At 65.5% G+C, this 26,195-nt stretch carries 25 protein-coding genes and 2 pseudogenes; 10 read left to right on the forward strand and 17 right to left on the reverse strand.

All coding sequences use genetic code 11. The annotated features are described in order from the left end of the window. Positions 1-10: 10 nt before the first annotated feature. Complete coding sequence (locus K8U54_RS05425; RefSeq protein ID WP_249909201.1) at positions 11-778, reverse strand: GntR family transcriptional regulator; 768 nt, start codon at positions 776-778, stop codon at positions 11-13. A gap of 296 nt (positions 779-1,074) precedes the next feature. On the opposite strand from K8U54_RS05425, the pseudogene K8U54_RS05430 reads away from it, so the two are divergent. The 6 genes and pseudogenes from K8U54_RS05430 (at position 1,075) to K8U54_RS05455 (ending at position 7,531) form a co-directional block, all read left to right on the forward strand. After that, positions 1,075-2,759 (forward strand): annotated as a pseudogene (locus tag K8U54_RS05430) (lactate permease LctP family transporter). A gap of 168 nt (positions 2,760-2,927) precedes the next feature. Beyond that, positions 2,928-4,067: an FMN-dependent L-lactate dehydrogenase LldD gene (gene lldD / locus K8U54_RS05435; RefSeq protein ID WP_249909202.1), complete on the forward strand. Its 1,140-nt coding sequence runs from the start codon at positions 2,928-2,930 to the stop codon at positions 4,065-4,067. Position 4,068: 1 nt separating this feature from the next. Continuing rightward, complete coding sequence (gene dld / locus K8U54_RS05440; RefSeq protein ID WP_249909203.1) at positions 4,069-5,775, forward strand: D-lactate dehydrogenase; 1,707 nt, start codon at positions 4,069-4,071, stop codon at positions 5,773-5,775. Positions 5,776-6,134: 359 nt separating this feature from the next. Then, complete coding sequence (locus tag K8U54_RS05445) at positions 6,135-6,614, forward strand: Lrp/AsnC family transcriptional regulator (protein ID WP_070884276.1); 480 nt, start codon at positions 6,135-6,137, stop codon at positions 6,612-6,614. Positions 6,615-6,878: 264 nt separating this feature from the next. Further along, positions 6,879-7,069 (forward strand): annotated as a pseudogene (locus tag K8U54_RS05450) (DUF2788 domain-containing protein). Positions 7,070-7,132: 63 nt separating this feature from the next. Further along, positions 7,133-7,531 carry a globin gene (locus K8U54_RS05455; RefSeq protein WP_249909204.1) on the forward strand — a complete coding sequence of 133 codons (399 nt, stop codon included), beginning with the start codon at positions 7,133-7,135 and terminating at the stop codon, positions 7,529-7,531. A gap of 10 nt (positions 7,532-7,541) precedes the next feature. Here K8U54_RS05455 and K8U54_RS05460 read toward each other — a convergent pair whose 3' ends face one another. Beyond that, complete coding sequence (locus K8U54_RS05460; RefSeq protein WP_249910402.1) at positions 7,542-8,111, reverse strand: pseudouridine synthase; 570 nt, start codon at positions 8,109-8,111, stop codon at positions 7,542-7,544. A 91-nt stretch (positions 8,112-8,202) separates the two neighbouring features. Next, positions 8,203-9,129: a LysR family transcriptional regulator gene (locus K8U54_RS05465; protein WP_249909205.1), complete on the reverse strand. Its 927-nt coding sequence runs from the start codon at positions 9,127-9,129 to the stop codon at positions 8,203-8,205. A 127-nt stretch (positions 9,130-9,256) separates the two neighbouring features. Between K8U54_RS05465 and K8U54_RS05470 the strand changes: the two genes are divergently transcribed. Beyond that, complete coding sequence (locus K8U54_RS05470) at positions 9,257-9,652, forward strand: RidA family protein (protein ID WP_249909206.1); 396 nt, start codon at positions 9,257-9,259, stop codon at positions 9,650-9,652. Positions 9,653-9,779: 127 nt separating this feature from the next. Further along, complete coding sequence (gene lipA / locus K8U54_RS05475; RefSeq protein ID WP_249909207.1) at positions 9,780-10,832, forward strand: lipoyl synthase; 1,053 nt, start codon at positions 9,780-9,782, stop codon at positions 10,830-10,832. 78 nt (positions 10,833-10,910) lie between these two features. Here the strand turns inward: lipA and lipB are convergent, their stop codons facing one another. The 11 genes from lipB to K8U54_RS05530 form a co-directional block, all read right to left on the reverse strand. Beyond that, positions 10,911-11,468: a lipoyl(octanoyl) transferase LipB gene (gene lipB / locus K8U54_RS05480; protein WP_249910403.1), complete on the reverse strand. Its 558-nt coding sequence runs from the start codon at positions 11,466-11,468 to the stop codon at positions 10,911-10,913. A gap of 65 nt (positions 11,469-11,533) precedes the next feature. Beyond that, positions 11,534-11,812, reverse strand: coding sequence for a DUF493 domain-containing protein (locus K8U54_RS05485; protein ID WP_074881346.1), 279 nt, complete (start codon positions 11,810-11,812; stop codon positions 11,534-11,536). Between the two features lie 68 nt (positions 11,813-11,880). Further along, positions 11,881-13,056, reverse strand: a complete 1,176-nt coding sequence (locus K8U54_RS05490; protein ID WP_074881347.1) for a D-alanyl-D-alanine carboxypeptidase family protein — start codon at positions 13,054-13,056, stop codon at positions 11,881-11,883. A gap of 169 nt (positions 13,057-13,225) precedes the next feature. Further along, the gene (locus K8U54_RS05495; RefSeq protein ID WP_249909208.1) at positions 13,226-14,239 is read right to left on the reverse strand and encodes a septal ring lytic transglycosylase RlpA family protein; all 1,014 of its coding nucleotides are present in this window, start codon (positions 14,237-14,239) and stop codon (positions 13,226-13,228) included. Beyond that, on the reverse strand, positions 14,236-15,249 hold the full coding sequence (gene mltB, locus K8U54_RS05500) for a lytic murein transglycosylase B (protein WP_249909209.1): 1,014 nt from the start codon (positions 15,247-15,249) through the stop codon (positions 14,236-14,238). Before mltB ends, K8U54_RS05495 begins: the two co-directional genes overlap by 4 nt. Positions 15,250-15,266: 17 nt before the next feature. Then, the gene (rodA, locus tag K8U54_RS05505) at positions 15,267-16,370 is read right to left on the reverse strand and encodes a rod shape-determining protein RodA (protein WP_177344899.1); all 1,104 of its coding nucleotides are present in this window, start codon (positions 16,368-16,370) and stop codon (positions 15,267-15,269) included. 44 nt (positions 16,371-16,414) lie between these two features. Beyond that, complete coding sequence (mrdA, locus tag K8U54_RS05510; RefSeq protein ID WP_249909210.1) at positions 16,415-18,319, reverse strand: penicillin-binding protein 2; 1,905 nt, start codon at positions 18,317-18,319, stop codon at positions 16,415-16,417. A 12-nt stretch (positions 18,320-18,331) separates the two neighbouring features. Continuing rightward, on the reverse strand, positions 18,332-18,799 hold the full coding sequence (gene rlmH, locus K8U54_RS05515) for a 23S rRNA (pseudouridine(1915)-N(3))-methyltransferase RlmH (protein ID WP_249909211.1): 468 nt from the start codon (positions 18,797-18,799) through the stop codon (positions 18,332-18,334). 9 nt (positions 18,800-18,808) lie between these two features. Further along, on the reverse strand, positions 18,809-19,168 hold the full coding sequence (rsfS, locus tag K8U54_RS05520; protein ID WP_027903646.1) for a ribosome silencing factor: 360 nt from the start codon (positions 19,166-19,168) through the stop codon (positions 18,809-18,811). A gap of 42 nt (positions 19,169-19,210) precedes the next feature. Continuing rightward, a complete protein-coding gene (gene nadD, locus K8U54_RS05525; protein WP_249909212.1) occupies positions 19,211-19,855 on the reverse strand; it encodes a nicotinate-nucleotide adenylyltransferase in 645 nt (214 codons plus the stop codon). Next, the gene (locus tag K8U54_RS05530; protein WP_249909213.1) at positions 19,855-21,120 is read right to left on the reverse strand and encodes a glutamate-5-semialdehyde dehydrogenase; all 1,266 of its coding nucleotides are present in this window, start codon (positions 21,118-21,120) and stop codon (positions 19,855-19,857) included. The genes nadD and K8U54_RS05530 overlap by 1 nt, the downstream gene beginning before the upstream one ends. 243 nt (positions 21,121-21,363) lie before the next feature. On the opposite strand from K8U54_RS05530, the gene K8U54_RS05535 reads away from it, so the two are divergent. Then, the gene (locus tag K8U54_RS05535) at positions 21,364-22,680 is read left to right on the forward strand and encodes a bifunctional DedA family/phosphatase PAP2 family protein (protein ID WP_249909214.1); all 1,317 of its coding nucleotides are present in this window, start codon (positions 21,364-21,366) and stop codon (positions 22,678-22,680) included. Here the strand turns inward: K8U54_RS05535 and K8U54_RS05540 are convergent. The 3 genes from K8U54_RS05540 to K8U54_RS05550 are packed head-to-tail and all read right to left on the reverse strand — an operon-like array spanning position 22,677 to position 24,350. After that, positions 22,677-23,267 carry an LON peptidase substrate-binding domain-containing protein gene (locus K8U54_RS05540; protein ID WP_249909215.1) on the reverse strand — a complete coding sequence of 197 codons (591 nt, stop codon included), beginning with the start codon at positions 23,265-23,267 and terminating at the stop codon, positions 22,677-22,679. The two genes, K8U54_RS05535 and K8U54_RS05540, sit on opposite strands and share 4 nt — an antisense overlap. Before the next feature lie 7 nt (positions 23,268-23,274). Further along, positions 23,275-23,991, reverse strand: a complete 717-nt coding sequence (locus K8U54_RS05545; RefSeq protein WP_249909216.1) for an LrgB family protein — start codon at positions 23,989-23,991, stop codon at positions 23,275-23,277. Beyond that, positions 23,988-24,350: a CidA/LrgA family protein gene (locus tag K8U54_RS05550; RefSeq protein WP_249909217.1), complete on the reverse strand. Its 363-nt coding sequence runs from the start codon at positions 24,348-24,350 to the stop codon at positions 23,988-23,990. The genes K8U54_RS05545 and K8U54_RS05550 overlap by 4 nt, the downstream gene beginning before the upstream one ends. A gap of 187 nt (positions 24,351-24,537) precedes the next feature. On the opposite strand from K8U54_RS05550, the gene K8U54_RS05555 reads away from it, so the two are divergent. Continuing rightward, entirely contained in the window at positions 24,538-26,148 is a 1,611-nt protein-coding gene (locus tag K8U54_RS05555) for a C13 family peptidase (RefSeq protein WP_249909218.1), read from the forward strand. Positions 26,149-26,195: the final 47 nt, after the last annotated feature.

A 26,195-nucleotide genomic window follows, 5' to 3' on the forward strand; every position in this document is an offset into this window, starting at 1 on the left:
AACCGACTGCCTACAGCCCCTGGCGCCTTTGCGCGCGCTGCTCGCGGGCTTCCTGCCGAACCACGTCAGCCAGGACTTCCTGCACGTAATCGATGTGCTGGTTGGACAGCGTTCGGGCATCTTCGGCACGCCCCTGCATGATCGCCTCGTACAAGGCGCGATGCTGGGCGTTGAGCATGCCGCGGGTCTCGCCGCGCAACGCATACATGCCGCCGATATTGGTGACCACGTTGCGCTTGAGCAGGTCGAACAAGCCGCGAATGGTGTGCAACAGCACGGCGTTGTGACTGGCCTCGGCGATGGCCAGGTGGAAACTGGCATCCGCCGCCCCCTCCTCCGCCCGCGTCACCTCGCCGGCACGACCGTAGCAATCCTGCAGACGCTCGAACGCCTCGCTCAGGCGCTGGCGATCCACATCGGTGGCACGCAGCGCCGCGTAATAGGCGCAGGACCCTTCCAGGGTATGCCGGAACTCGAGCAGATCGCGCTGCGCGTCGGCATTGCTTTCCAGCAGGTGCATCAGCGGGTCACTGAAGGTCGAGCCCAGGCTCTCGCACACATAGGTGCCGCCACCCTGGCGGCTGCTCAGCAGGCCTTTGGCCGCCAGTTTCTGGATGGCTTCACGCAGCGACGGACGCGACACGCCGAACTGCTCGGCGAGTACCCGTTCGGCCGGCAGGCGCTCGCCAGCCTTGAGCGTGCCTTCGAGGATCATGGCCTCGAGGCGCTCGACGATATCGTCTGACAGCCGCCTCTGTCGCAGCGGACCAAAGTTCATTGCTTCAACACTCCACAACCCCCGCAAACGGCGCCGGATCGCCCGGCTACCGAAAATCCGTGCAGCCTACCCAGTGGCATCTGGCGCCACAAGCGCAGCCCCCTTCAGCAGGCACTGCGACCAAAGTCGCAACGGTGCAAATTGACGCACCCGAGCAAAAGAAATTATTCTGGCGCTCGCCACTTGTAAATTGGTCTTACCAATAATAACAACCCGTTCGCAAAACTGCTCTGCATTCGGTGAATCACCAGCAGCTCGCGATCAGGCGATACCAACAACAATCAGCGAGCCTTCCCATGCAAACATGGCAACAGTTCTACACCCCGCTCGGCAGCCTTGGCCTGTCCGCGCTGGCGGCCGTGATCCCCATCGTCTTCTTCTTCCTCGCCCTCGCCGTATTCCGCCTCAAGGGCCATGTGGCGGGCAGCATCACCCTGGCGCTGTCGATCATCATCGCCATCGCCGCCTTCGGCATGCCGGTGGACATGGCCCTGGCCGCCGCCGGCTACGGCTTCGCCTACGGCCTCTGGCCAATCGCCTGGATCATCGTGGCGGCAGTGTTTCTGTACAAACTGACCGTCAAGAGCGGCCAGTTCGAGGTCATCCGCAGCTCGGTGCTGTCGATCACCGATGACCAGCGCCTGCAGGTGCTGCTGATCGGCTTCTCGTTCGGCGCCTTCCTGGAAGGCGCGGCAGGCTTCGGCGCGCCGGTGGCGATCACCGCCGCCCTGCTCGTCGGCCTGGGGTTCAACCCGCTGTACGCCGCCGGCCTGTGCCTGATCGCCAATACCGCCCCGGTGGCCTTCGGCGCCCTGGGCATCCCGATCATCGTCGCCGGTCAGGTCACCGGCATCGATGCTTTCAAGATCGGCGCCATGACCGGTCGGCAGTTGCCCATCCTGTCGGTCATCGTGCCGTTCTGGCTGGTGGCGATGATGGATGGCTGGAAAGGCATCCGGGAAACCTGGCCGGCGGCGCTGGTGGCCGGGGTGAGCTTCGCCATCACCCAGTACTACACCTCCAACTACATCGGCCCGGAACTGCCGGACATCACTTCGGCACTGGTCAGCCTGGTATGCCTGACCCTGTTTCTCAAGGTATGGCAGCCCAAGCGCGCCGCTGCCAGCCAGATCGCCGGCACCGCTGGTGGCGCGGCCGTGACCGGCGGTTTCGGTGGCGTGCGCAGCACCACGCCGTCGCCCTACAGCTTCGCGCAGATCCTCAAGGCCTGGTCGCCCTTCCTGATCCTCACCGCCATGGTCACCCTGTGGACGCTGAAACCCTTCAAGGCGCTGTTCGCCCCGGGCGGCGCCCTGGATCACCTGGTGTTCATGCTGCCGATCCCGCACCTGGATCAGCTGGTGGTCAAGGTCGCCCCCATCGTCGCAACCCGACGCCGATCGCTGCGGTATTCAAGCTCGACCCGATCTCGGCGACCGGCACCGCGATCTTCTTCTCTGCCGTCCTGTCGATGCTGGTGCTGAAGATCGACTTCAGAAATGGTCTGACCACTTTGAAGGAAACCTTCTACGAGCTGCGCTGGCCCATCCTGTCCATCGGCATGGTGCTGGCGTTCGCCTTCGTCACCAATTACTCGGGCATGTCGACCACCCTGGCCCTGGTACTGGCCGGCACCGGCGCCGCCTTCCCGTTCTTCTCGCCATTCCTGGGCTGGCTGGGCGTGTTCCTGACCGGCTCGGACACCTCCTCCAATGCCCTGTTCGGCTCGTTGCAAGCCACCACGGCACACCAGATCGGCGTCAACGACACCCTGCTGGTGGCGGCCAACACCAGCGGCGGCGTGACCGGCAAGATGATCTCGCCGCAATCGATCGCCGTGGCCTGCGCCGCGACCGGCATGGTCGGCAAGGAATCCGACCTGTTCCGCTTCACCCTCAAGCACAGCCTGATCTTCGCCACCTTCGTGGGCCTGATCACCTTGGCGCAGGCCTACTGGCTGACCGGCATGCTGGTGCATTGAGGTACGACCAGCTGCGCGTCGGCCCGGCGGCCACGCGAGCTGTCCAGCGTCGATGAATGCAAACGCAGCGCCCTGACCCAGGGCGTGCTACACACCCAAAGCCCGCGACACTGTCCGGGCTTTGTCGCTGCCGCCGTGAAGCGTCAGCCCAGAGAGGAAATAGAGCCCATGATCATTTCTGCCTCCACCGATTACCGCGCCGCCGCCCAGCGCCGCCTGCCGCCGTTTCTGTTCCACTACATCGATGGCGGTGCCTATGCCGAATACACCCTCAAGCGCAACGTCGAGGACCTGGCAGGCATCGCCCTGCGCCAGCGGGTGCTGAAGAACATGGCCGAGCTGAGCCTGGAAACCCGGCTGTTCGGCGAGACCCTGTCGATGCCGGTGGCCCTGGCACCGGTCGGGCTCACCGGCATGTACGCGCGCCGCGGTGAAGTGCAGGCAGCCAGGGCGGCGGCGGACAGGGGCATCCCCTTTACGCTGTCGACCGTGTCAGTGTGCCCCATCGAGGAGGTGGCGCCCGCCATCAGCCGGCCGATGTGGTTCCAGCTTTATGTGCTGAAAGACCGCGGCTTCATGAAGAACGCCCTGGAGCGCGCCAAGGCCGCAGGCGTGACCACCCTGGTATTCACCGTGGACATGCCGACCCCCGGCGCCCGCTACCGCGACGCCCACTCCGGCATGAGCGGGCCGAACGCCGCCATGCGCCGCATGCTGCAGGCCTTCACCCATCCGGCCTGGGCCTGGGACGTGGGCCTGATGGGCAAGCCCCATGACCTGGGCAACATCTCCACCTACCGCGGCAACCCGACCGGGCTGGCCGACTACATCGGCTGGCTCGGTGCCAACTTCGACCCGTCGATATCCTGGCAGGACCTGGAGTGGATCCGCGAATACTGGGACGGGCCGATGGTCATAAAGGGCATCCTCGACCCCGATGACGCACGCGATGCGGTCACCTTCGGCGCCGACGGCATCGTGGTCTCCAACCACGGCGGCCGGCAGCTCGACGGCGTGCTGTCCAGCGCCCGCGCCCTGCCGGCCATTGCCGATGCGGTGAAAGGCGACCTGAAGATCCTCGCCGACTCCGGCATCCGCAGCGGCCTCGACGTGGTGCGCATGATCGCCCTGGGCGCCGATACGGTGATGCTCGGCCGCGCCTTCGTCTATGCACTGGCCGCCGCGGGCGGTGCCGGGGTCAGCAACCTGCTGAGCCTGATCGACAAGGAAATGCGCGTGGCCATGGTGCTGACCGGCGCCAAGTCGATTGCCGAGATCAGCGCCGACTCACTGGTTCGGGAGCTCTGAAATGATCAGCCGCGACACCCTGCTCAAACAATTGCGCGACGCCGTCGGCGATGACCATGTGCTCACCGACGGGCAACGCACGCGGCGCTTTCGCAAGGGCCACCGCACCGGCGAAGGCAAGGTGCTGGCCGTGGTACGCCCGGGCACCCTGCTGGAGCAGTGGCGCGTGCTGGAAGCCGCCGTGGCCGCCGACCGCATCGTCATCATGCAGGCGGCCAACACCGGCCTGACCGGCGGCTCGACACCGGACGGCAACGACTACGACCGCGAGATCGTGCTGATCAACACCCTGCGCATCACCGGCGTACAGCTGATCAACGAGGGCGAACAGGTGGTGTGTCTGCCCGGCGCCACCCTCGATCGCCTGGAGCAGGCCCTGGCGCCCCTGGGCCGCGAGCCCCATTCGGTGATCGGCTCGTCGTGCATCGGCGCCTCGGTGCTCGGCGGCGTATGCAACAACTCCGGCGGCTCGCTGGTACGCCGTGGGCCGGCCTACACCGAACTGGCGCTCTATGCACAGGTTAAGGAAGACGGCTCTCTGGAGCTGGTCAACCACCTGGGTATCGACCTGGGCAACAGCCCGGAAGAAATCCTCACCCGCCTGCAGCGCGGCGATTACAGTCCGCAGCAGGTCAGCAACGAGGCGGCCGGCAGGGCCTCGGACCAGCGCTACGGCGTGCACGTACGCGACGTCGACGCCGACACCCCGGCACGTTTCAATGCCGACCCGTCACGGCTGTTCGAAGCTTCCGGTTCGGCGGGCAAGCTGTGCCTGTTCGCGGTGCGCCTGGACACCTTCCCCAAGGAGCCGAGCACGGTCTTCTATGTCGGCACCAATGCCGCGGACGACCTGACCGAGGTACGCCGCCACCTGCTCAACCGGTTGCCGAGCCTGCCGATTGCCGGTGAATACATCCATCGCACCGCCTTCGACATCGGCGAGCAGTACGGCAAGGACACCTTTCTGCTGATCGACCGCTTCGGCACCGCCAGGGTGCCGGCCGCCTTCGCCCTGAAAAGCCGGGTCGACGGCTTCTTCGAGCGCTTCGGCCTGCGCGGCGTCAGCGACCGTCTCATTCAGCTGGCCATGAATCTATTGCCCAGTCACCTGCCGGCGCGCATGCGCGATTACCGCGAGCGTTTCGAGCATCACCTGATGATCCGCGTGGCCAACGACAGCCTGGAAGAAACCCGGCGTTTTCTGGCCGAGTATTTCGGCACCGCCAGCACCGGGGCCTTTTTCGAGTGCGACGCCGACGAGGGCCGCAAGGCCTTCCTGCACCGTTTCGCCATTGCCGGCGCGGCGATTCGCTACCGCGAGGCGCACCCCGCCAGCGTCGAGGACATCCTCGCACTGGATATCGCCCTGCGCCGCAACGACCGCGACTGGGTGGAAACGCTGCCGGCGCAAATGGAAGAGCAGATCATCCACAAGCTCTACTACGGGCACTTCTTCTGCCACGTGTTCCACCAGGACTACATCCTCAAGAAGGGCGTCGATCCAATCGCCATGGAGCACGCCATGTGGAAGCTGCTCGACGAGCGCCGCGCCGAGTACCCGGCCGAGCACAACGTGGGCCATCTGTATGTCGCCAAACCGGCGCTGGCGGGTTTCTACCGCAAGCTGGACCCGACCAACAGCTTCAACCCGGGCATCGGCCAGACGTCGAAGAACAAGCATTGGCAAGAATGCTGCGGCGGGCACTGAGCTATCGGCCGCCTTATCGAGACCGCCGCGCGTTTTTTCCGCGCAAAGAAGAAAGGGGAGACCTCTCGGCCTCCCCTCTCGTAGATGTCCTGTGCTGGCGATTCTGTCGCCGCTTTCCTCGCCCGCCTGGTTGGGCAGTGCGGACCCGGGTGCCGTGACGACCCGGTAGGGTCGGCGGCGCCAGCTCTCCTGATTGGGCGAGCCGGGTGGACGTATCGTCCGGGCCGTGAAACTGAGGTAAAGATTACGCCCACGGCCGCGACAAAAGATTGCTAAAATTGCTAATCAGACAGTCAATTGCGCAATAATCCATCGATATCCATTGATCAATAGCAATCCGATAACGAAACCGCCCATTCATGAACAAACTTGATCGCTACGACCTCAACATCCTCGCCGAACTGCAGCGCGACGCGACGCTGTCCAACCAGGAACTGGCCGAGCGTATCGGCCTGTCGCCCTCGCCCTGTTCGCGTCGCGTCAAGCAGCTGGAGGACGACGGCTACATCACCGGCCAGGTCGCGCTGCTCGATCGCCGCCAGCTGGGGCTGACCCTGACCGCCTACGTGCTGATCGGCATGGACCGGCACACGCCGGAGCGCTTCGAACATTTCCAGGCGGAGATCCGCAAATGCCCGGAAGTGCTGGAATGCTGCCTGGTCACCGGGATGGACGCCGACTACCAGCTCAAGGTGGTGGTGCCGGACATGGATCATTACCAGAAGCTGCTGCTCGGTACCCTGACCCGTATCGATGGCGTGTCCAGCGTGCGCTCGAGCTTCGTGCTGCAACAGATCCTCTCCAGCACCCAGCTGCCCCTGCAGCACCTGCGCGGCTAGGAACCGGCTCATGATCTTTCAGCCCAGGTTCGTCGGTTTTGGCAGCTGAGTGGCGGGAGCGGCCATCGGCGCAGTACCTGTGGGATCGGCGAACGGCTGCTCCTGCCTTGCAGTTGCTGCTTCAGGCGCATAAAGATCGTGAACAGGCTCTAAGACCATCGGGCAGCTACGCCTACTGGCCAGCAACGCTGTAATATCCACACCTTTGTTGTGCCTTGCCGCCTGCACCCAGGCGGCACCTTATGGATCGCCGCCGAGACCAGGATGGAACCCGAGTTTTTCGAAGCGCCGATGACCCTGCTGGTCGGCGGCCTGGTGCTGTTCATGGCCTTTATCGGGCGAAAAATTCCCGCGCCGGCCGATTCGGCACCTTCATCCTGTTCTTCGCCCTGGGCCTCGGGGTGCTCGGCTTTCTTATCAAGAGCCTGGTCATCGCCGGCCTGGAAAGCGCCTGAAGCCCACAAAAAAGAATCGCGGCGCCCGCCGCATTGCCTCTTCTGCTGCCCATGGAGAAACACATGAACGCCACTGACCGCGTCATGCAGAGTTACGGACGCTGCTGTGCCAGCCCGGCCTTTTTCGATGACTTCTACCGGCATTTCCTCACCAGTTCACCGGCCGTGCGCGAGAAGTTCGTCAACACCGACATGGCCGCGCAGAAGCTGCTGCTGCGCCAGGGCATTCTCAACCTGGTGATGCACGCCCGCGGCATGCCGGACACCAAGCTGCGTGCCCTGGGCTGCACCCACGCGCGCACCGCCATGGACATCCGCCCCGAGCTCTACGATCTGTGGCTGGAAGCGCTGCTCAAGACCATCGTGGAACACGACCGGCAAGCCGATGCGGCCACCCTGCAAGGCTGGCGCGAGGTGCTGATCAAGGGCATCAGCGTGATCAAGGCGGGTTACGACGGCTAAGCCGCCCGATTCAATCGAGGCGCGGCGACAGGTCGCGCCACTCCCCCGGCAGTAAACCATCCAGGGACCAGGGACCGATGCGCACGCGCACCAGGCGCAGGGTCGGCAAGCCGACTGCAGCCGTCATGCGCCGCACCTGGCGGTTACGGCCCTCGCGAATCACCAACTCCAGCCAGCTGGTGGGCACGCTCTTGCGAAAGCGCACCGGCGGGTTGCGTGGCCACAGCCCGGGCTCGTCCAAGTGCCGCGCCTCGGCGGGCAGCGTCGGCCCATCGTTGAGCTGCACGCCGTCGCGCAGGTGCTGCAGCTGCTCGGCGCTGGGCTCGCCTTCCACCTGCACCCAGTAGGTCTTGGCCAGCTTGTGCCTGGGATCGGCGATCTTCGCCTGCAGACCGCCATCATTAGTCAGCAGCAGCAAGCCCTCGCTGTCACGGTCGAGCCGCCCGGCCGGATACACGCCGGGCACCGCGACGAAATCCTTGAGCGTGGCGCGGCCCTGGTCGTCGTTGAACTGGGTCAGCACGTCGAACGGCTTGTTCAGCACGATCAGCCGTGGCTCGGCAGGCGGGGCCTTGGCCACACGGAAGGGGCGCGGGGCGTGGCGTTTGGGTCGGGACATGCGGCGCAGCTTCTGGCGGAACGGGTGCGCAGTTTAGCGCAAAGCCGCCCCATCAGAGGCCGCTACGGTCGATCACCGGCGCATGCACCGCCATCAACTCGACGATCCACTCGATGAATACCCGCAGCTTGGTGCTGACGTGGCGGTTGGGCGGATAGGCGATGTACATGGGCATCGGCTCGAACTGCCAATCCGTGAACACCGCGACCAGCTCGCCGCGCTGCACATGCTCATCGGCCATGTAGGTGGGCAGCCAGAGCACGCCCAGCCCGGCCAGCCCGGCAGCCTGGTAGGCATTGCCGTCGTCCACTGCCAGCACGTAGCGACCTTCGACCTCCAGGCGTTCGGCGCCGCGCTGCATGCGGTAGGCAAACAGCTTGCCGGCCCGCGCCCGCTTGAAGCCGACGATGCGGTGGTGGCTGTCGACCAGCTCCTGCGGGTGCAGCGGCGTACCACAACGCTGCAGGTAATCTGGCGCGGCATAGACCCCGGAACGCAGGTCGCCGACCCGGCGGGCCATCAGTGACTGATCGGTGATCTCCCCGCCGCGGATCACGCAATCGACGTTCTCGCCGAGCAGGTCGACGAGGCGGTCACTGGCCCCCAGGTCGAGCTGGATGTCCGGATAGCGGGCATGAAAGGCCGGCAGCGACGGCACCAATATCATCCGCGCGAACGGGCTGGGCACGTCGACACGCAGGCGCCCGCGTGGCTGGCTGCTGGCATCGGACAGGCTGGTCTCGGCGTCATCCATATCAGCCAGCAAACGCACCACACGCTCGTAATACGCCGCGCCGTCGGCGGTCACCGCCACCCTACGCGTCGTGCGGTTCAGCAAGCGCACCCGCAGGCGCGCCTCGAGCTGCTGCACCAGTTGGGTCACGCTGGTCTTGCTCATGTGCAGCGTATCGGCAGCCTTGGTGAAGCTACCCGTCTCCACCACCCGGACGAAGGCGCGCATCGCATCGAATCGGTCCATCTGCTCAACCGTTGATTGTTTGGGATTTGCAAACAGTGTTGAACGAACTGGCCGGTTTATCCAGCACACCAGCGTTTCTAGAGTAGACCCGTCACTTGAACGGGCCCAATGGCCCAGAGGAAACGACATGACAACTCGCGACGTGGTTTTTCCCGCAGGGCGCCAGGCCCTTTATGAACGCAACCGCTACTCGCCGGCGGTACGCGCCAATGGCTTGCTGTTCGTGTCCGGGCAGGTCGGCAGCCGGCCGGACGGCTCCCCCGAGCCGGAACTCAAGGCCCAGGTTCGCCTGGCCTTCGAGAACCTCAACGCGGTGCTCGCGGCCGCCGACTGCAGCTTCGACGACGTGGTCGACGTGACCGTGTTCATCGTCAACCCCGAAGAGCGCTTCGAGACCATCTGGGAGGTGGTGCCCGAGTATTGGGGCGAGGCGCCTTTTCCGAACATCACCTGCGTGGGCGTGACCTGGCTGTATGGCTTCCAGTTCGAGATCAAGGTGATCGCCAGCCTGCCCACCGCCTGAGTGCCGGTGCAACGGTCCGGCCAGGGGCGCACGGTCGGGCGCTTGCCGCGGTGCGGTGTGATACACTGCGCGGCGGCCAAAAGCTGCCCCTCCGCCACCGCAGCCCCTACCGGAGCCGAGATTTTCGATGTCCGATACTGCCCCCCAAAAGCCCGTTGCCAGCGGTGAGAAGTTCCGTACCGCGCAGGGTATTACCGCCATCAAGGACGGCCAGAAGCGCCGTGCCTCGACCGAAGCCAAGGTGTACGAGCCCAAGCCAAGCTGGTTGCGGGTCAAGGCGCCGGGCGGCAGCCGTTTCGAGGCGGTCAAGCGTAACGTCGGTGAGCACCGCCTGAGCACCGTTTGCCAGGAATCCCATTGCCCGAACATGGGCGAATGCTGGTCCAACGGCACCGCGACGATCATGCTGATGGGCTCGGTATGCACCCGTGCCTGCCGCTTCTGCGCAGTGGACACCGGCAACCCGAACGGCTGGTTGGACAAGGATGAGCCGCAGAACACCGCAAAGTCGGTGGAGCTGATGGCCCTGCGTTACATCGTGTTGACCTCGGTGGACCGCGATGACCTGCCCGACGGTGGCGCCGCGCACTACGCCGCCTGCGTCCAGGCGATCAAGGCCAACACCCCGCAGGTGGTGGTCGAAGCGCTGACCCCGGACTTCGACGGCGATCTCGAGGCCATCGAGCGCGTGGTGGATTCCGGCCTCGAGGTGTTCGCCCAGAACGTCGAGACGGTCGACCGCCTGACCCGCGAAGTGCGTGACCCGCGCGCCGGCTACCGCAAGACCCTCGACGTGCTGGCCCATGCCAAGCGCCATCGCCCCGACGTGCTCACCAAGACCAGCCTGATGCTCGGCCTGGGCGAGACCGACGACGAAGTGTTCGAAGCCATGCAGGACATGCGCGCAGTGGGCGTGGACATCCTTACCCTAGGCCAGTACCTGCAGCCGACCCGCAACCACCTGCCGGTCAAGCGCTGGGTGAGCCCGGACGAATTCAATCGTTTCCGCGACATCGGCCTGCAGATGGGCTTCATGGAAGTGGCGGCCGGCCCGCTGGTGCGCTCCAGCTATCGCGCCGACAAGGTGTTCGAGAAGAACAACCTGGGCCTCGCCGCACCGGTGCCGGTGCCGGGCCAGCAGCTCGACAGCAGCCTGATCCCCGCGCTCAACGTCAACTGAGTACGCTCTGGTTGAGCCTTCGGCCAACCGGACAAACGAAAAGGGACGCCTCGGCGTCCCTTTTCGTTGCTTGCAGCCCTAGGCGTAGCCCAATCGGTGGCGTAGCGCCTGCTCCAGACGCCTGGCGACCTCGTCGAAGGCAGGCGGCAAAGCCACCAGATCCCTCAACTGGGTCATCTGCAAACCGGCATAGCCGCACGGGTTGATACGCTGGAAAGGCGTCATGTCCATGTCGACGTTGAGCGCCAGGCCGTGGAACGAGCAGCCGCGGCGCACCCGCAGGCCCAGCGAGGCGATCTTGTCGCCGTTGACGTAGACGCCCGGCGCATCGGCCTTGGGCGCTGCCTCCACGCCGTAGCCCGCCAATACCTCGACCAGCGCCTGCTCCATCACCGTGACCAGCTCGCGCACGCCCAGGTCCAGGCGGCGCAGATCGAGCATCAGGTAGCCGACCAGTTGGCCGGGGCCGTGGAAGGTCACCTGGCCACCGCGCTCGACCTGCACCACCGGAATGTCGCCCGGCGCCAGCAGATGCTCGGGCTTGCCCGCCTGGCCCTGGGTGAACACCTGCGGGTGCTGCAGCAGCCAGATCTCATCCAGCGTGGCCTCGTCGCGCTCGGCGGTCAGCCTGCGCATCGCCTCGAGGGTCGGCAGATAGTCGACCAGCCCAAGGTGGCGCACGATCAGGTCGGCTGCAGCCACTACAGCACCATGTGCACGCGGCCGGTGGCACGCAGGTCGACATGAATGGCCTGCAGTTGCTCGACGCCGGTGGCGGTGATCAGCACCTGCACGGAGAGAAAGCGCCCCTTGCTGCTGTCGCGGGTCACCAGAGTGCCGGCATCGAAGTCGGGCGCGTGGCGCTGCATCACCTCGATCACCATGTCGGTGAAACCCTCGCCGGCCTCGCCGATCACCTTGATCGGATAGTTCTTGCAGGGAAATTCGATTTTCGGAGCTTGTACGTCGGTATCGGTCATGGTGATCACTGATCCAAAATGAAACGCCCTCAGGTCGAGGGCGTTCATCGCAACATGGGGGCGAGCTGTCAGTTAAACAACCCGTAGAAGAACAACCGAATGCTATCCCACAGCTGGCGGAAGAAACCACCCTCCTCGACGGCTTCCAGGGCTACCAGATCGGCGCTGTGCACCACCTGGTCACCCATCTTCACTTCCACCTTGCCGATCACGTCACCCTGGGCGATCGGTGCGGTGATCTGCTGGTTGAGGGTCATGCTCGCCTGCAGCTTCTCCAGCTGGCCCTTGGGCAGCGTGAGGGTCAGGTCCTGAGCCAGACCGGCCTTGACTTGGGAAGCCTGGCCTTTCCAGACCGGCGCCTGCGCCAGTTCGGCGCCCTTCTGATAGAAGGTGCGGGTTTCGAAGAAACGGAAACCGTAGGTCAGCAGCTTCTGGGTTTCGGCGGCACGGGCGCTTTCGCTGTCGGTGCCGAATACCGAGGTGATCATCCGCGCGCCGTCACGCACCGCCGAAGCGACCAGGCAGAAGCCGGCTTCGTTGGTGTGACCGGTCTTCAGGCCGTCGACGGTACGGTCGCGCCACAGCAGCAGGTTGCGGTTGGGCTGCTTGATGTTGTTCCACAGGAACTCTTTCTGCGAATAGATGGCGTAGTGCTCGGCATCCTCGTTGATGATCGCACGGGCCAGGATCGCCATGTCGTGGGCGCTGGAGTAGTGATCCGGGTGCGGCAGGCCGGTGGCATTCATGAAGTGGCTGTTCTTCATGCCCAGGCGCTCGGCGGTGGCGTTCATCATGTCGGCAAAGGCATCTTCACTGCCGGCGATATGCTCGGCGATGGCGATGCTGGCGTCGTTGCCGGACTGGATGATCACTCCGTGCAGCAGCTCATCGACGGTCGCCTGGCTATTGACCGGCAGGAACATGGTCGAGCCACCCGAGGCCGCGCCACCGGTACGCCAGGCGTGTTCGCTGATGGTGACCTTGTCCTGCTCACCGATCTTGCCGTTGCGGATTTCCAGCGTGGCGATGTAGGCGGTCATCAGCTTGGTCAGGCTCGCCGGCGGCAGACGCTGGTCCGCATTGTTCTCGACCAGAACATTGCCACTGGCGCCATCCATCAGCACATAGGATTTGGCCGCCAGTTGCGGGGGAGCCGGCAGCGGCGCCTGGTTGGCCCAGGCACTGGAGGTGCCGAGCAGCATAAGTGACAGGAAGATGCGTTGCGCGAAACTGGTGATTTTCATCCGTCTCTCTAGATCGCTGGAGGGTGGAACAGGCCCTTGCGGGCACATGTAAACGTGGCGCCGCACCGCGGCGATCCACTGCTTAGTCAGGCGGCGAGCCATTTAGTTGCTCGCCAGAACCGGCCTCAGAGCCTGCTCACGATCTCGCAAGCAGATCGTGAGCAGGTTCTTAGTCCGCCTTGACCAGAGTTGCTTGCCCGAGGTTAGCGACACGAATGCTGTCACGCACCCGGTCAGCCTCGCCCTGGCTGTTGATCGGTCCCAGCCGTACGCGGTGCAGTATCTGCTGGTTGCGCACCACTGAGTTGATGAACACCGGCGCACTCACCGATTCGCTCAACTTGGACTTGAGAAGCTCCGCAGCGTCGGGATTGGCGAAGGCTCCCACTTGGAGATACAGGCCAGACGCTGCGGCTGAACCGTTTTTTTTTGAGTCGATCTGCACCGGCACGGTGGCGGCAGCGTGCTGCTGCGGTGGCGGGGAATAGCTCTCCACCGGCGCGTTGGCCAGCTTCAGCTGTTCCATCTGCGCGGGCTGCACCTTGGCCATCTGCGGCTGCTTGATCATCATCGGCACCGGACGCCCCTGCTGGGCCCACCACTCGGTGGGATCGATGCCTTCGACACGCACCTGGGCAGTGCCCTTTTCGGCGTAGCCAAGCTTCTTGGCGGCGGCGAAGGACAAATCGATGATGCGGTCGGAATAGAACGGGCCACGGTCGTTGACGCGCAGGATCGCGCTCTTGCCGTTCTCCAGGTTGGTCACCCGCACATAGCTGGGCAGCGGCAGGGTCTTGTGCGCTGCGGTCATGCCGTACAGGTCATAGGCCTCACCGTTGGCGGTGGCCTGGCCATGGAACTTGGTGCCGTACCAGGACGCCGGGCCGGTGGCCACGTAGCGGCGGGCATCGGCGATCGGGTAGTACTGCTTGCCGAAGACCACGTAAGGGCTGGCCTTGACCGGGCCATAGTGCGGCATGGGAATGGCGTCCTGGATCTTCGAGACATCGACGTCCCACCAGGGCGCGCCGTCCTTGTGCGGACGGTTGAAATCACTGGGGCCGGACATCGAGCTGCCCGCCTGGCTTGGCGCCGAACTGGTCGGCGCGCGGCTGGAAGAACAACTGGCCAGCAGCAGAACAGCGACGCCGCAGGCGGCCAGCTTGAACGGCAAGCGTGTCATTGATTGGCACCTCGGGCCTGAACCAGCAACTCGGACAACTGATTGACCGCCATGGCGTACATCACGCTGCGGTTGTAGCGGGTGATCACGAAGAAATTCGGCTGGCCCATCCAGTACTCGGGGCCTTCGGCACCTTCCAGACGAAAGGCGGTGACCGGCAGGTCGTCGGCCAGCACGTCGTTGCTCGACCAGCCCAGGGCACGCAGCTCGCCTACGGTCTTCTCGGGATCCAGGCCGGAACTCAGGCCCTGATCGGCCTGCTCGCCCTTGACTGTGGCCAGGCTGGCCACCGGCTGCCCGGGCTGCCAGTTGTGGCGCTTGAAGTAGCTGGCCACGCTGCCGATGGCGTCGGTCGGGTTGCTCCAGATATTGATGTGACCGTCGCCGTCGAAGTCCACGGCATAGGCGCGGAAGCTGCTCGGCATGAACTGCGGCAGGCCCATGGCGCCGGCGTAGGAGCCCTTCAGGCTGGCCGGGTCGACCTGTTCTTCGCGGGTCAGCATGAGGAACTCGCGCAGCTCCTTGCGAAAGAACGGCGCGCGCGGCGGGTAATCGAAGGCCAGGGTCGACAGCGCGTCGATCACCCGGTAGTTGCCGGTGTTGCCACCGTAGGAGGTTTCCACGCCGATGATGGCGACGATGATCTCGGCCGGTACGCCGTACTCCTTTTCGGCACGCGCCAGGGCTTCGGCGTGCTCGTTCCAGAACGCCACGCCCTTGTTGATGCGCGCGTCGGTGATGAAGATCGGACGGTATTCCTTCCAGGGCTTGACCCGTTCGGCCGGCCGCGAGATGGCGTCGAGGATGGCCTGTTTACGCTCCACGTCGGCGAACAGCGTGCTCAGCTGCTCGCTGGCAAAGCCGTAGTCGCGGGTCATTTCGGTGATGAACTCGCCGACCAGTGGCGAGTTCGCGTATTCGTTGGCAGCCATCGCCTGAGGCGCCCCGAGCAGGCCGGCGACCGCCAGCCAATGTGCATGTCGTGCGGCCCAGCCACGCAGAATCTGCATTGAATTCATAACCCCAATCAAGCCTGAGCGATCCACTTGCGGTGCGTGTGGATGGACATCAGGATTCCGAAACTCGACAACAACGTAATCAATGACGTGCCGCCATAACTGATGAACGGCAGCGGCACTCCCACTACCGGCAACAACCCACTGACCATGCCGATATTGATGAACACATAAACGAAGAAGGTCATGGTCAGACCGCCGGCAAGCAGCTTACCGAACAGCGTCTGCGCTTGCACGGTAATCACCAGACCGCGTGCAATCAACAGAATGTACAAGAGCAGCAACAGACAGACACCAATCAGGCCGAATTCTTCGGCCAGAACGGCAATGATAAAGTCCGTGTGGCTTTCCGGCAAAAAGTCCAGGTGCGACTGGGTGCCGAGCAGCCAGCCCTTGCCGAACACCCCGCCGGAGCCGATCGCCGCCTTGGACTGGATGATGTTCCAGCCGGCGCCCAGGGGGTCGCTCTCCGGATTGATGAAGGTCAGCACCCGGCGTTTCTGGTAGTCGTGCATGACGAAGAACCACATCGCCACGGCGATCGGCGCGACCGCCGCCACGGCGCCGGCGATCCAGCGCCACTGCAGGCCGGCCATGAACAGCACGAAAGCACCGGAAGCGAGAATCAGCAGCGAGGTACCCAGGTCCGGCTGCAGCAGGATCAGCACGAACGGCGTGACGATCAGCCCCAGGCTCACCGACACGTGCTTGAGGCTCGGCGGCAGCGTGCGCTTGGACAGGTACCAGGCCATGGTGGCCGGCATCAGGATCTTCATGAATTCCGAAGGCTGGAAACGGATCACCCCGGGAATGTTGATCCACCGCGTGGCGCCCATGGCGTTGTGGCCCATGACGTCCACCACCACCAGCAGGCCGACCCCGCACAGATAGCCCAGCGGCACCCAACGGGCCATGAAGCGTGGCTCGAACTGGGCGATGACCACCATCGCCACCAGGCCAATGCCGAAGGAGCTGGCCTGCTTCATCAGCAGGTCGACGTTCTTGCCGCTGGCCGAATAGAGAACGAACAGGCTGCCGGTCGCGAGCAACAGCAACAGCAACAGCAGAATGCCGTCGATATGCAGGCGCTGCAGCAGGCTGGAGCGGCGGCGCAGGACATCGTCGCTGGACAGCGTGCGGTCGAAGCTGCCGGTCAGGCTCATGGTTGCTTCACCTCTGCATTGAGTGGCGCCGCAGCACCGGGCTTGGCGTATTCGGCCTTGAGCTGGCCGTTCTCGTCGAGCAACCAGGCATCCATCACCTGCTTGACCACCGGCGCACCGACCCCGGAGCCGGACTCACCGTTCTCGACCATCACCGCGACCACGATCTGCGGGTTGTCCGCCGGCGCGAAACCTACGAACAGGGCGTGGTCACGGTGGCGCTCCTGGACCTTGCTGCGGTCGTACTTCTCGCCCTGCTTGATCGCCACCACCTGGGCCGTGCCGCTCTTGCCGGCAATCCGATAGGCGGCAGCATCGCCGACCTTGCGCGCGGTACCGCGGGCGCCGTGCATCACCGACTCCATGCCCTGGCGGGCATAATCCCAGTACTTGGGGTCGCGCAGCACGATATCCGGCATAGGATTGGGATCATGGGGCAGGCTGCCGTCGATGGTGCGCGCCAGGTGCGGGCGAATCCACTTGCCCTTGGTGGCCACCAGTGCGGTGGCCTGGGCCAGTTGCAGTGGCGTGGCCTGCATGTAGCCCTGGCCGATGCCGAGGATCAGCGTCTCGCCCGGGTACCAGGGCTGGCGATAGCGGGCGCGCTTCCAGTCCCGCGACGGCATCAGGCCGGCGGTTTCCTCGAACATGTCCAGGGATACGCGCTGGCCGATGCCGAAACGGGTCATGTAGTCGTGCAGGCGGTCGATGCCCATCTTGTGGGCCAGGTCGTAGAAGTAGGTATCGTTGGAACGCATGATCGCGGTGTTCAGGTCCACCCAGCCATCACCACTGCGGTTCCAGTTGCGGTATTTGTGGCTGTTGTTGGGCAACTGATAGAAGCCGGGGTCGAACACCCGCGAGGTTGGCGTCACCACCCCGGCATCGAGACCGGCGACCGCGACCATCGGCTTGATGGTCGAGCCCGGCGGATACAGGCCGCGCAGCACGCGGTTGTAGAGCGGCCGGTCGATGGAATCGCGCAGCTCGGCGTAGGCCTTGAAGCTGATGCCGGTGACGAAGGGGTTGGGGTCGAAGCTCGGCTGGCTGACCATCGCCAGCACCTCGCCGGTCTGCGGCTGGATCGCCACCACCGCGCCGCGGCGACCGCCCAGGGCATTCTCGGCGACTTCCTGCAGGTGCACGTCGAGGGTCAGCACCACGTCCCGGCCGGGCAACGGGTCGGTGCGGTTGAGCACGCGCAGTACGCGGCCGCGGGCATTGGTCTCGACCTCTTCGTAGCCGACCTTGCCGTGCAGCTCATCCTCGTAGAAGCGCTCGATACCGGTCTTGCCGATATGGTGGGTACCGCTGTACTCCACCGGGTCGAGCTCCTTGAGCTCGCGCTCGTTGATGCGCCCCACGTAGCCGACCGAGTGGGCGAAGTGCTCGCGCTGCGGGTAGTGCCGCACCAGTTGCGCCACCACCTCGACGCCGGGCAGGCGGAACTGGTTCACCGCCAGCCGGGCGATCTGTTCCTCGCTGAGCTCGAACAGCACCGGTACCGGTTCGAACGGCCGCCGCCCCTGCTTCACCCGGCGCTCGAACAGCTCGCGATCGTCGGGCGTGAGCTCCAGCACCTCGACGATCACGTCCAGCACCTGCTTCCAGTCGCCGGCGCGCTCGCGGGTCAGGGTCAGGCTGAAGCTGGGCCGGTTGTCGGCGATGATCACCCCGTTGCGGTCGTAGATCAGCCCGCGGTTGGGCGGGATCGGCTGCACGTGGATGCGGTTGTTTTCCGCCAGGGTGGAGTGGTACTCGTACTGGATCACCTGCAGGTAGTACATGCGGGCGATCAGCACCAGGGTCAGCACCAGGAATACCGAGCCACCGACCAGCGCGCGCTTGCGAATCAGGCGCGCGTCCTTCTCGTGATCTTTTAGACGGATCGGCTGGGGCATCGGGACCGCTGACTACTTGTGATAAGGGTGCCCGGACAACACCGTCCAGGCACGATAGATCTGTTCGCCGACCAGTATCCGTACCAGCGGGTGGGGCAAGGTCAGTGGCGACAGCGACCAGCGCTGCTCGCTACGCGCCATCACGTCCGGCGCCAGCCCTTCGGGGCCGCCGACCATCAGGTTGACCGTGCGCGCGTCCAGCCGCCACTTGTCCAGTTCGACCGCCAGTTGCTCGGTGCTCCAGGGTCGCCCTTCGACTTCCAGGGTGACGATGCGTTCCCCGGGCTGCACCTTGGCCAGCATGGCCTCGCCTTCCTGACGGATCATCCGCGCCACGTCGGCATTCTTGCCGCGCGTGGTCAGGGGAATCTCCACCAGTTCCAGGGACAGTTCCGAAGGCATGCGCTTGGCATATTCCTGCCAGCCGTCCTCGACCCAGCGCGGCATGCGCGAGCCGACCGCGATCAGTTTGATGCGCACGGAAAACCCTTACTCGCGCTCGCCGCCCTGCTGGGCACGGCTCTGCTCGGCGCCCTGCCACAGACGCTCGAGGTCGTAGAACTGGCGGGTGGTCGGCAGCATCACGTGAACCACGATGTCGCCCAGGTCGAGCAGAGCCCACTCGCCGCTGTCCAGGCCTTCGCTGCCGATCGGGCGCACGCCCTGCTCCTTGGTCTTTTCCAGCACGTTGTCGACCAGCGACTTGACGTGACGGCTGGAGGTACCGCTGGCGATCACCATGTAGTCGGTGATGCTGGTCTTCTCACGCACGTCGATGGTGGTGATGTCCTGGGCCTTGATTTCTTCCAGTGCTGCGATGGCCACTTTGACCAGGTCTTCACTGTGCATGGTTTTGTCTGTCATAACGTGCTCGTTTGCCTCGCGTTCGATTCACCCACGGTACAGTCCATGGGCGTTGATATAAGCCAGAACCGCATCGGGCACCAAGAAGCGCACCGAGCGCCCGCTCGCCAGCAGCGAACGGATCTGGGTGGCAGACACCGCCAGGGGCGTCTGCCAGATGAAAGAAATCTGTCCTGCCGGGCCCTTCAGCGCCAGCGGGTCTGCCACGTTGCGTGCGGCCACCAGGTCACGCAGCGGCTCGCTCGCCTCGCTGTCGGCATCCGGGCGCTGCAATACCAGGATGTGGCAGTGCTGCAGCAACTCGGTCCAACGGTGCCAGGCCGGCAAGCCGCAAAAGGCATCCCAGCCCAGAATCAGAAACAGCTGGTCATCCGCGGCCAGCTCACCACGCAGCGACTCCAGGGTGTCGATGCTGTACGACGGCTTGTCGCGCCTGAGCTCGCGGTCGTCCACCCGCAGCGGCGAGAGCCCCGCCACCGCCTGCTCGACCATCGCCAGGCGATCCTGCGCCCCGACCTGCGGGGTTTCACGGTGTGGCGGCCGCGCGCTGGGGATCAGTCGCAACTCGTCCAGCGCCATGAACTCGGCCACCTCCAGCGCACCGCGCAGATGGCCGATATGCACCGGGTCGAAGGTTCCGCCGAGCAGCCCGATGCGCCTGGGATCCGCCATCAGGTGCGCACGTGCCCATCGCCGAATACCACGTACTTCTCGCTGGTCAGCCCCTCGAGGCCGACCGGGCCGCGGGCGTGCAGCTTGTCGGTGGAAATGCCGATCTCCGCGCCCAGGCCGTACTCGAAGCCGTCGGCAAAACGGGTCGAGGCATTGACCATCACCGAAGCGGAATCCACTTCGGTGAGGAAGCGCCGCGCATCGCTGAAGTTCTCGGTGATGATCGCGTCGGTGTGCTGCGAACCGTAGGTGTTGATGTGCTCGATGGCCGTCTCCAGCGAGTCGACCACGCGGATCGCCAGGATCGGCGCGTTGTACTCGGCGTACCAATCGTCTTCTCTGGCTTCGAGCACCTCGCTGCCCAGCAACGCACGGGTCTGCGCATCGCCACGCAGTTCGACGCCCTTGTCGCGGTAGATGGCGGCCAGCGGCGGCAGCACCCGGGCGGCGATATCGCCATGCACCAGCAGGGTCTCCATGGCGTTGCACGGCGAGTAGCGCTGGGTCTTCGCGTTGTCGCAGACGCGGATGGCCTTGTCGAGATCGGCGGCGATGTCCACGTAAACGTGGCACACGCCATCCAGGTGCTTGATCACCGGCACCTTGGCATCCCGGCTGATGCGCTCGATCAGGCCCTTGCCGCCGCGCGGCACGATGACGTCGACGAACTCGGGCATGCTGATCAGCGCACCGACGGCAGCGCGGTCGGTGGTTTCCACCACCTGCACGGCACTGGCGGGCAGGCCGGCCTCGGCCAGGCCTGCCTGGATGCAGCGGGCGATGGCCTGGTTGGAGTGAATGGCTTCGGAGCCGCCACGCAGGATGGTGGCGTTGCCGGATTTCAGGCACAGGCTGGCGGCGTCGATGGTCACGTTGGGGCGCGACTCGTAGATGATGCCGATCACCCCCAGCGGCACGCGCATCTTGCCGACCTGGATGCCGGACGGCAGGTAGCGCATGCCCTGGATCTCGCCGATCGGGTCCGGCAGCGTGGCAACCTGACGCAGGCCTTCGATCATGCTGTCGATGACCTTCGGCGTCAGCGCCAGGCGGTCGACCATGGCCGGCTCCAGGCCATTGGCGCGGGCGGCAGCCAGGTCCCGTTCGTTGGCGGCAGTCAGCTCGGCGCGGGCGGCATCCAGCGCCGCGGCGGCGGCCTGCAGGGCCTGGTTCTTCTGCGCGGTGCTGGCCCGCGCGAGCACGCGCGAAGCCTGGCGGGCCGCGCGGCCCAGGCGGGTCATGTAATCAAGCACGGACTCGGTCATGGCAACTCAGGTCGGCAGTTGGAAAAAGTTGCTGATTATAGCGGTCATGCCGCCCCGCGCACAGCGGCGCCTGGCAGATGGTCGTCAACGGCTTGTAACCGGGCGTTTGAACGCCCTTTCAATCGCCCGGCGCGTTGCTATGATCGGCCGCTGTCGCCGCCTGACAGGGCACGACCGGCAAAGGAACCGCCTTTCAGGTGGGCAGGTCGAAGGCTCGATTTCCTCTCTATAAGGTGTCCATCCATGGGCCAATGGCTCGATAGTCTGACTACCTGGCTGGCAGCCAACCCGCAATGGCTGGGCCTGGCGATCTTCCTGATCGCCTGCATCGAGTGCCTGGCCATTGCCGGCATCATCGTTCCCGGTACCGTGCTGCTGTTCGCCGTCGGCGTGATGGCCGGCAACGGCGCCCTGAGCCTGTGGGAAACCCTGCTGCTGGCCTACTTCGGCGGCTTGCTGGGCGATGCCATCTCCTACGCCCTGGGCCGCTATTTCCATCAGGACATCCGCCGCCTGCCGGGCCTGCGCAGCCATCCGCAGTGGCTGAGCGGCGCGGAAACCTACTTCGAACGCTATGGCGTGGCCAGCCTGCTGCTGGGCCGCTACATCGGCCCGTTGCGCCCGATGCTGCCAATGGTGGCGGGCATGCTGAGCATGCCGCTTGGCCGCTTCATCGCCGTCAGCATGCTGGCCGCCGCTGGCTGGGCGGTCGCCTACCTGCTGCCCGGCTGGGCTGCCGGCGCCGCCCTGCGCCTGCCGCTGCCCGATGGTTTCTGGCCACAGGCCGCGGTGGTGGCCGGCGGCCTGGCCTTGTTGCTGGTGCTGACCGTTCAGAGCAGCCTGCGCGAGCAGCATCAGGCCAGCCTGATCGCCGCCGGTCTGGGCACCATCCTGCTGGTCGCCCTGTTCATCGGCTGGCCGCACCTGATCCAGCTGGACCAGGGCCTGATGACCCTGATCCAGGAAGAACGCAACCCGCGCTTCGACCACATCGCCGTGATCATCACCCACTTCGGCGACTTCGACGTGCAGCTGGCGGTCGCCGCACTGCTGTGCATCCTGCTGCTGCTCGCCCGCAAATGGCAGGCGCTGCTGTTCGCCGGCGGCGCCATGCTTAGCACTGCGGTGGCCAACGGCATGCTCAAGAACCTGTTCGAGCGGGCGCGCCCCGATGTGCTGCTCGAGCCGCTGCATACCTACAGCTTCCCCAGCGGGCACAGTTCGGCCGCCTTCGCCTTCTTTCTCACCGTCGCCATCCTGGCCGGCCGTGGCCAACCGGCCCGCCTGCGCCTGACCTGGATATTGCTGGCCTGCCTGCCGGCCCTGCTCATCGCCCTGTCACGCGTCTACCTGGGCGTGCACTGGCCGAGCGACATCATCGCCGGTGCCCTGCTAGCCAGCAGCCTGTGTGCGCTGAGCCTGGCGCTGATGCAGCGCTTCGCCTCGCTGCCGCCACTGCCGGCCAGGGTCTGGTGGCTGATCGTACCGAGTTGCGCCCTGCTGCTGACGGGCATGGCGCTGCTGCGGATGTCAGAGGGTGTGGAGATCTACCGCTACTAAGCGGCGCCGTCGCCCTGCAGCGCCTCCACCCAGGCCTGGAGCATGTCCAGGCGGCGGGTGGCATCCGGCTCGGCCAGCAAGGCGATCTTCTGCTCGGCGCTGAACGGCAACAGGTAGCCGAGCTTGTCGGCCAGCTCGGCCTGGCTGTCGGCACCGCCTTCCATGTCCAGGCTGGCGACCATCGGGTGTTCGGCCAGGGCGCCGAGCAGCGCCAGCAGATCGGCATGTTCCTCGCCCAGGGGCAGCTCGGGCTGCGCCTCCAGCCACTCGACCTGGGCCAGGGTCAGCTTGTCCGGCAGCACCTGGGCCTGCTTGACCCGAAAGCGCCGCCCGCCCTCGACACGAATGCCCAGCAGCCCATTGGGACGCTGCTGGAAATCGGTGATCCGTGCTTCACAGCCGATCTGCGCGACGCGCTCGGCGGCCTCACCGACCTCGTCGCCCTCGACGATGCATACCACGCCAAAGCCTTCGCCCTGCTTCATGCAGCGGCTGATCATGTCCAGGTAGCGCGCTTCGAAGATCTGCAGGTCCAGCTGGCAGCCGGGAAACAGCACGGTGTGCAGCGGAAATAGCGGTAGGGTCATAGGACTCTCAACTCAGCAAGACGATGGCCAGGGGCAACAGGATCGCCGTGAACACGCCCATCAGGCTCATGGCCAGGGCCGCGAAGGCGCCGCACTCCTCGCTCTCCTGCATGGCCCGGGAGGTACCGACCGCGTGGGCGGTCATGCCCAGCGCCATGCCCATGGCAGCATGATTGCGCACTCCGCACAGGCGCAGCAACGACGGCCCGATGATCGCCCCCAGCACCCCGGTGATCATCACGAACACCGCGGCCAGTGCCGCCAGGCCACCGATCTGGCTGGCCACCAGCATGGCGATCGGCGAGGTGACGGACTTGGGCGCCATGCTCATCAGCATGTTGTGCTCGGCGCCGAGCAGCCAGGCCAGGGCGACCCCCAGCACGGTGGCCACCACGCCGGCGACCAGCAGGGTCAGCAGCGTGGGCCAGAACACCTGGCGGATACGCCGCAGGTTCAGGTACAGCGGCACCGCCAACGCCACGGTGGCCGGGCCGAGGAAAATGGTCAGTGCCTCGGCGCTGGTCTTGTACTCGGTGAAGGTCAGCCCGCACAGCAGCAGGATGGCGATCACCAGCATGGTCGACACCAGCACCGGTTGCAGGAACACCAGGCGGGTTCTCTCATAGAGGGCAATCGCCAACTGGTAGGCGCCCAGGGTGACGCCCGCGCCGAACAGCGGATGATGGGTGACCGCCATCCAGGCGCCGTGCCAGTCGAGCATCATGGCTGCTCCCGGCGGCGCGCCTGGCGCTCGATCAGCTTCTGCATCATCCAGCCGGCGAACACCAGCGACAGCACCAGCGACAACACCAGGGCGCCGATCACCGCCCAGAAGTCGGCGGCGATGGCCTCGGCGTAGGCCATCACCCCGACTGCCGGCGGCACCAGCAGCAGCGGCAGGTACTTGAGCAGGCCGCTGGCGGCCTGCTGGATCGGCTCATCGACCTGGCCGCGGCAGAGCAGAAACACCACCAGCAGCAACATGCCGAGAATCGGTCCCGGCAGCATCGGCAGCAACAGCGCATTGATCGCCGTGCCGAGCAGTTGGCACAGCACCAGCCAGAACAGGCCACGAAGCAGCATGATTGTCCCCCGCAAACTCGACAGGCCGACCGGCTTGCCCACCATCAAAGGCGGCCATTATAGGCCGCTAACCCTGGCGGCTTAACAGGGCCAGATCGCTTGCAGTCGAGCGGTTCAGCACGGCAGCGCGCCGCCAGGTGCTTTGCGGCATACTGCCAGCCTCCCTTCCCTGACCAGGACGTCCCCCATGCTTCGCCTCGCGCCTTTGGCCCTGACCATCGCCCTCACCGCCTGTGGCCAGAGCGCTTCACTGCTGCCCGCCGACGCGATCCTGCCGGACGGTTCGCGCTATCACGGTGAGGTGGTCGCAGGCCGGCTGCAGGGCGAAGGCCGCCTCGATTATCCCGATGGCAGCCGCTACGTCGGCCATTTCCTCGACGGCCAGCGCCACGGCACCGGCGAGTGGCAAGGCGTCGATGGCGAGCATTATGTCGGTGAGTTCGCCGCCGGCCGCTACGACGGCCAAGGCACCTTGCAGAAAGCCGACGGCAGCCATTACAGCGGTGGTTTCCACCAGGGCCGCTTCAGCGGCGAAGGCGTGCTGGAGGAAGCCGGGCAGACCTACCGCGGGCAGTTTCGCGCGGGCCGCTTTCATGGCTTCGGTGTTCTCGAGCAGGCCGACGGCAGCCGCTTCCAGGGCGTGTTCGCCAAGGGCCTGCCAGATGGCCAGGGCATGCGCGAAGACGAACTGGGCAACCAGCTCTCCGGGCACTTCGCAGGCGGCCAGCTCAAGGGCGCCGGCAGCTACCGGGGCAGCGAGGGCGACAGCTACGACGGCGAACTCAAGGACAGCCTGTTCCATGGCAAGGGCCGTTACCAGAGCGCCAGCGGCGAGTCCTGGAGCGGCACCTTCGTCGCGGGCGCCCTTACCGGTACAGGTGAATACCGCGGCACCGATGGCAGCCGCTATGACGGCCAGTTCGCCAATGGCCGGTTCAACGGCCAGGGCATCCTGGTCGGCGCCGACGGCACCAGGCAGCAAGGCACCTGGCACCGGGGCCTGCGGGTGCGCGACGAAAACGGCCAGGCGCTGCCCGACCCCCTGGAAATCGGCCTGCTGAAGCAGGGCGAACTGCTCGAGGGCGCCATCGCCGCGCTGCCGGCCTCCACTCCACGTAGCGAGCTCTATGCCCTGACCCTGGCCGGGGACGGCAAGCAGAGCGTGTTCCTGCGCGAAGCCGACTACGTCGCCGATCTGCTCAGCGAACGGTTCGCCGCCCATGGCCGCATCACCCTGGCCAACCACCGCGATCACCTGGCCGATCGCCCCCTGGCGACCCGCGAGAACCTGCGCCGCGCGGTGCAGGCCATCGCCGAACGCAGCGGGCCGGAAGACCTGGTGTTCATCTACCTGACCAGCCACGGCTCGCGCACCCATGAGCTGAACCTGGACCAACCGCGCCTGCAGCTCGCCGACCTGCCCGCCAGTGAGCTGGCCGATCTGCTCGAGCCCCTGGCCGACCGCCACAAGGTGGTGGTGATTTCCGCCTGCTATTCCGGCGGCTTCATTCCCGCCCTGAAGGACGACAAGACCCTGCTGATGACCGCCGCCCGCGCCGACCGGGTGTCATTCGGCTGCTCCGAGGAGGCCGACTTCACCTACTTCGGCCGCGCCCTGTTCGCCGAAGCGCTGCAGCAGACCGGCGATCTGCAGGAGGCCTTCAGACTGGCCCGCGCAGCGGTGGCCGAGCGCGAGCAGGCCGATGGCTTCGAGCCGTCGGAACCGCAGATCTGGGCGCCTGCCGCGGTACTCCAGCGCTGGAATGCGCTACGCCAGGCAGGCAGCGAAGCGCCTTGAACGATAAATCGGCGATTGCCCTCTAAACTTCACAGTGAATAGCAGTC

This window comes from Pseudomonas fulva (genome assembly GCF_023517795.1).
Classification (GTDB): domain Bacteria; phylum Pseudomonadota; class Gammaproteobacteria; order Pseudomonadales; family Pseudomonadaceae; genus Aquipseudomonas; species Aquipseudomonas fulva_D.

Bases quoted from the DNA above. Each gene is read 5' to 3' on its own strand.
- mltB (WP_249909209.1), bottom strand. From the start codon at position 15,249: ATGCAGATTCTGCGTGGCTGGGCCGCACGACATGCACATTGGCTGGCG.
- K8U54_RS05550 (WP_249909217.1), bottom strand. From the start codon at position 24,350: ATGCTGCTTCGTGGCCTGTTCTGGCTGGTGCTGTGCCAACTGCTCGGC.
- K8U54_RS05425 (WP_249909201.1), bottom strand. From the start codon at position 778: ATGAACTTTGGTCCGCTGCGACAGAGGCGGCTGTCAGACGATATCGTC.
- K8U54_RS05540 (WP_249909215.1), bottom strand. From the start codon at position 23,267: ATGACCCTACCGCTATTTCCGCTGCACACCGTGCTGTTTCCCGGCTGC.
- rsfS (WP_027903646.1), bottom strand. From the start codon at position 19,168: ATGCACAGTGAAGACCTGGTCAAAGTGGCCATCGCAGCACTGGAAGAA.
- K8U54_RS05485 (WP_074881346.1), bottom strand. From the start codon at position 11,812: ATGACCGATACCGACGTACAAGCTCCGAAAATCGAATTTCCCTGCAAG.
- K8U54_RS05465 (WP_249909205.1), bottom strand. From the start codon at position 9,129: ATGGACCGATTCGATGCGATGCGCGCCTTCGTCCGGGTGGTGGAGACG.
- dld (WP_249909203.1), top strand. From the start codon at position 4,069: ATGATCAGCCGCGACACCCTGCTCAAACAATTGCGCGACGCCGTCGGC.
- K8U54_RS05535 (WP_249909214.1), top strand. From the start codon at position 21,364: ATGGGCCAATGGCTCGATAGTCTGACTACCTGGCTGGCAGCCAACCCG.
- K8U54_RS05555 (WP_249909218.1), top strand. From the start codon at position 24,538: ATGCTTCGCCTCGCGCCTTTGGCCCTGACCATCGCCCTCACCGCCTGT.
- K8U54_RS05545 (WP_249909216.1), bottom strand. From the start codon at position 23,991: ATGATGCTCGACTGGCACGGCGCCTGGATGGCGGTCACCCATCATCCG.
- K8U54_RS05470 (WP_249909206.1), top strand. From the start codon at position 9,257: ATGACAACTCGCGACGTGGTTTTTCCCGCAGGGCGCCAGGCCCTTTAT.
- K8U54_RS05495 (WP_249909208.1), bottom strand. From the start codon at position 14,239: ATGACACGCTTGCCGTTCAAGCTGGCCGCCTGCGGCGTCGCTGTTCTG.
- nadD (WP_249909212.1), bottom strand. From the start codon at position 19,855: ATGGCGGATCCCAGGCGCATCGGGCTGCTCGGCGGAACCTTCGACCCG.
- K8U54_RS05455 (WP_249909204.1), top strand. From the start codon at position 7,133: ATGAACGCCACTGACCGCGTCATGCAGAGTTACGGACGCTGCTGTGCC.
- lldD (WP_249909202.1), top strand. From the start codon at position 2,928: ATGATCATTTCTGCCTCCACCGATTACCGCGCCGCCGCCCAGCGCCGC.
- K8U54_RS05445 (WP_070884276.1), top strand. From the start codon at position 6,135: ATGAACAAACTTGATCGCTACGACCTCAACATCCTCGCCGAACTGCAG.
- lipB (WP_249910403.1), bottom strand. From the start codon at position 11,468: ATGCGCAGGCTGACCGCCGAGCGCGACGAGGCCACGCTGGATGAGATC.
- lipA (WP_249909207.1), top strand. From the start codon at position 9,780: ATGTCCGATACTGCCCCCCAAAAGCCCGTTGCCAGCGGTGAGAAGTTC.
- mrdA (WP_249909210.1), bottom strand. From the start codon at position 18,319: ATGCCCCAGCCGATCCGTCTAAAAGATCACGAGAAGGACGCGCGCCTG.
- K8U54_RS05490 (WP_074881347.1), bottom strand. From the start codon at position 13,056: ATGAAAATCACCAGTTTCGCGCAACGCATCTTCCTGTCACTTATGCTG.
- K8U54_RS05530 (WP_249909213.1), bottom strand. From the start codon at position 21,120: ATGACCGAGTCCGTGCTTGATTACATGACCCGCCTGGGCCGCGCGGCC.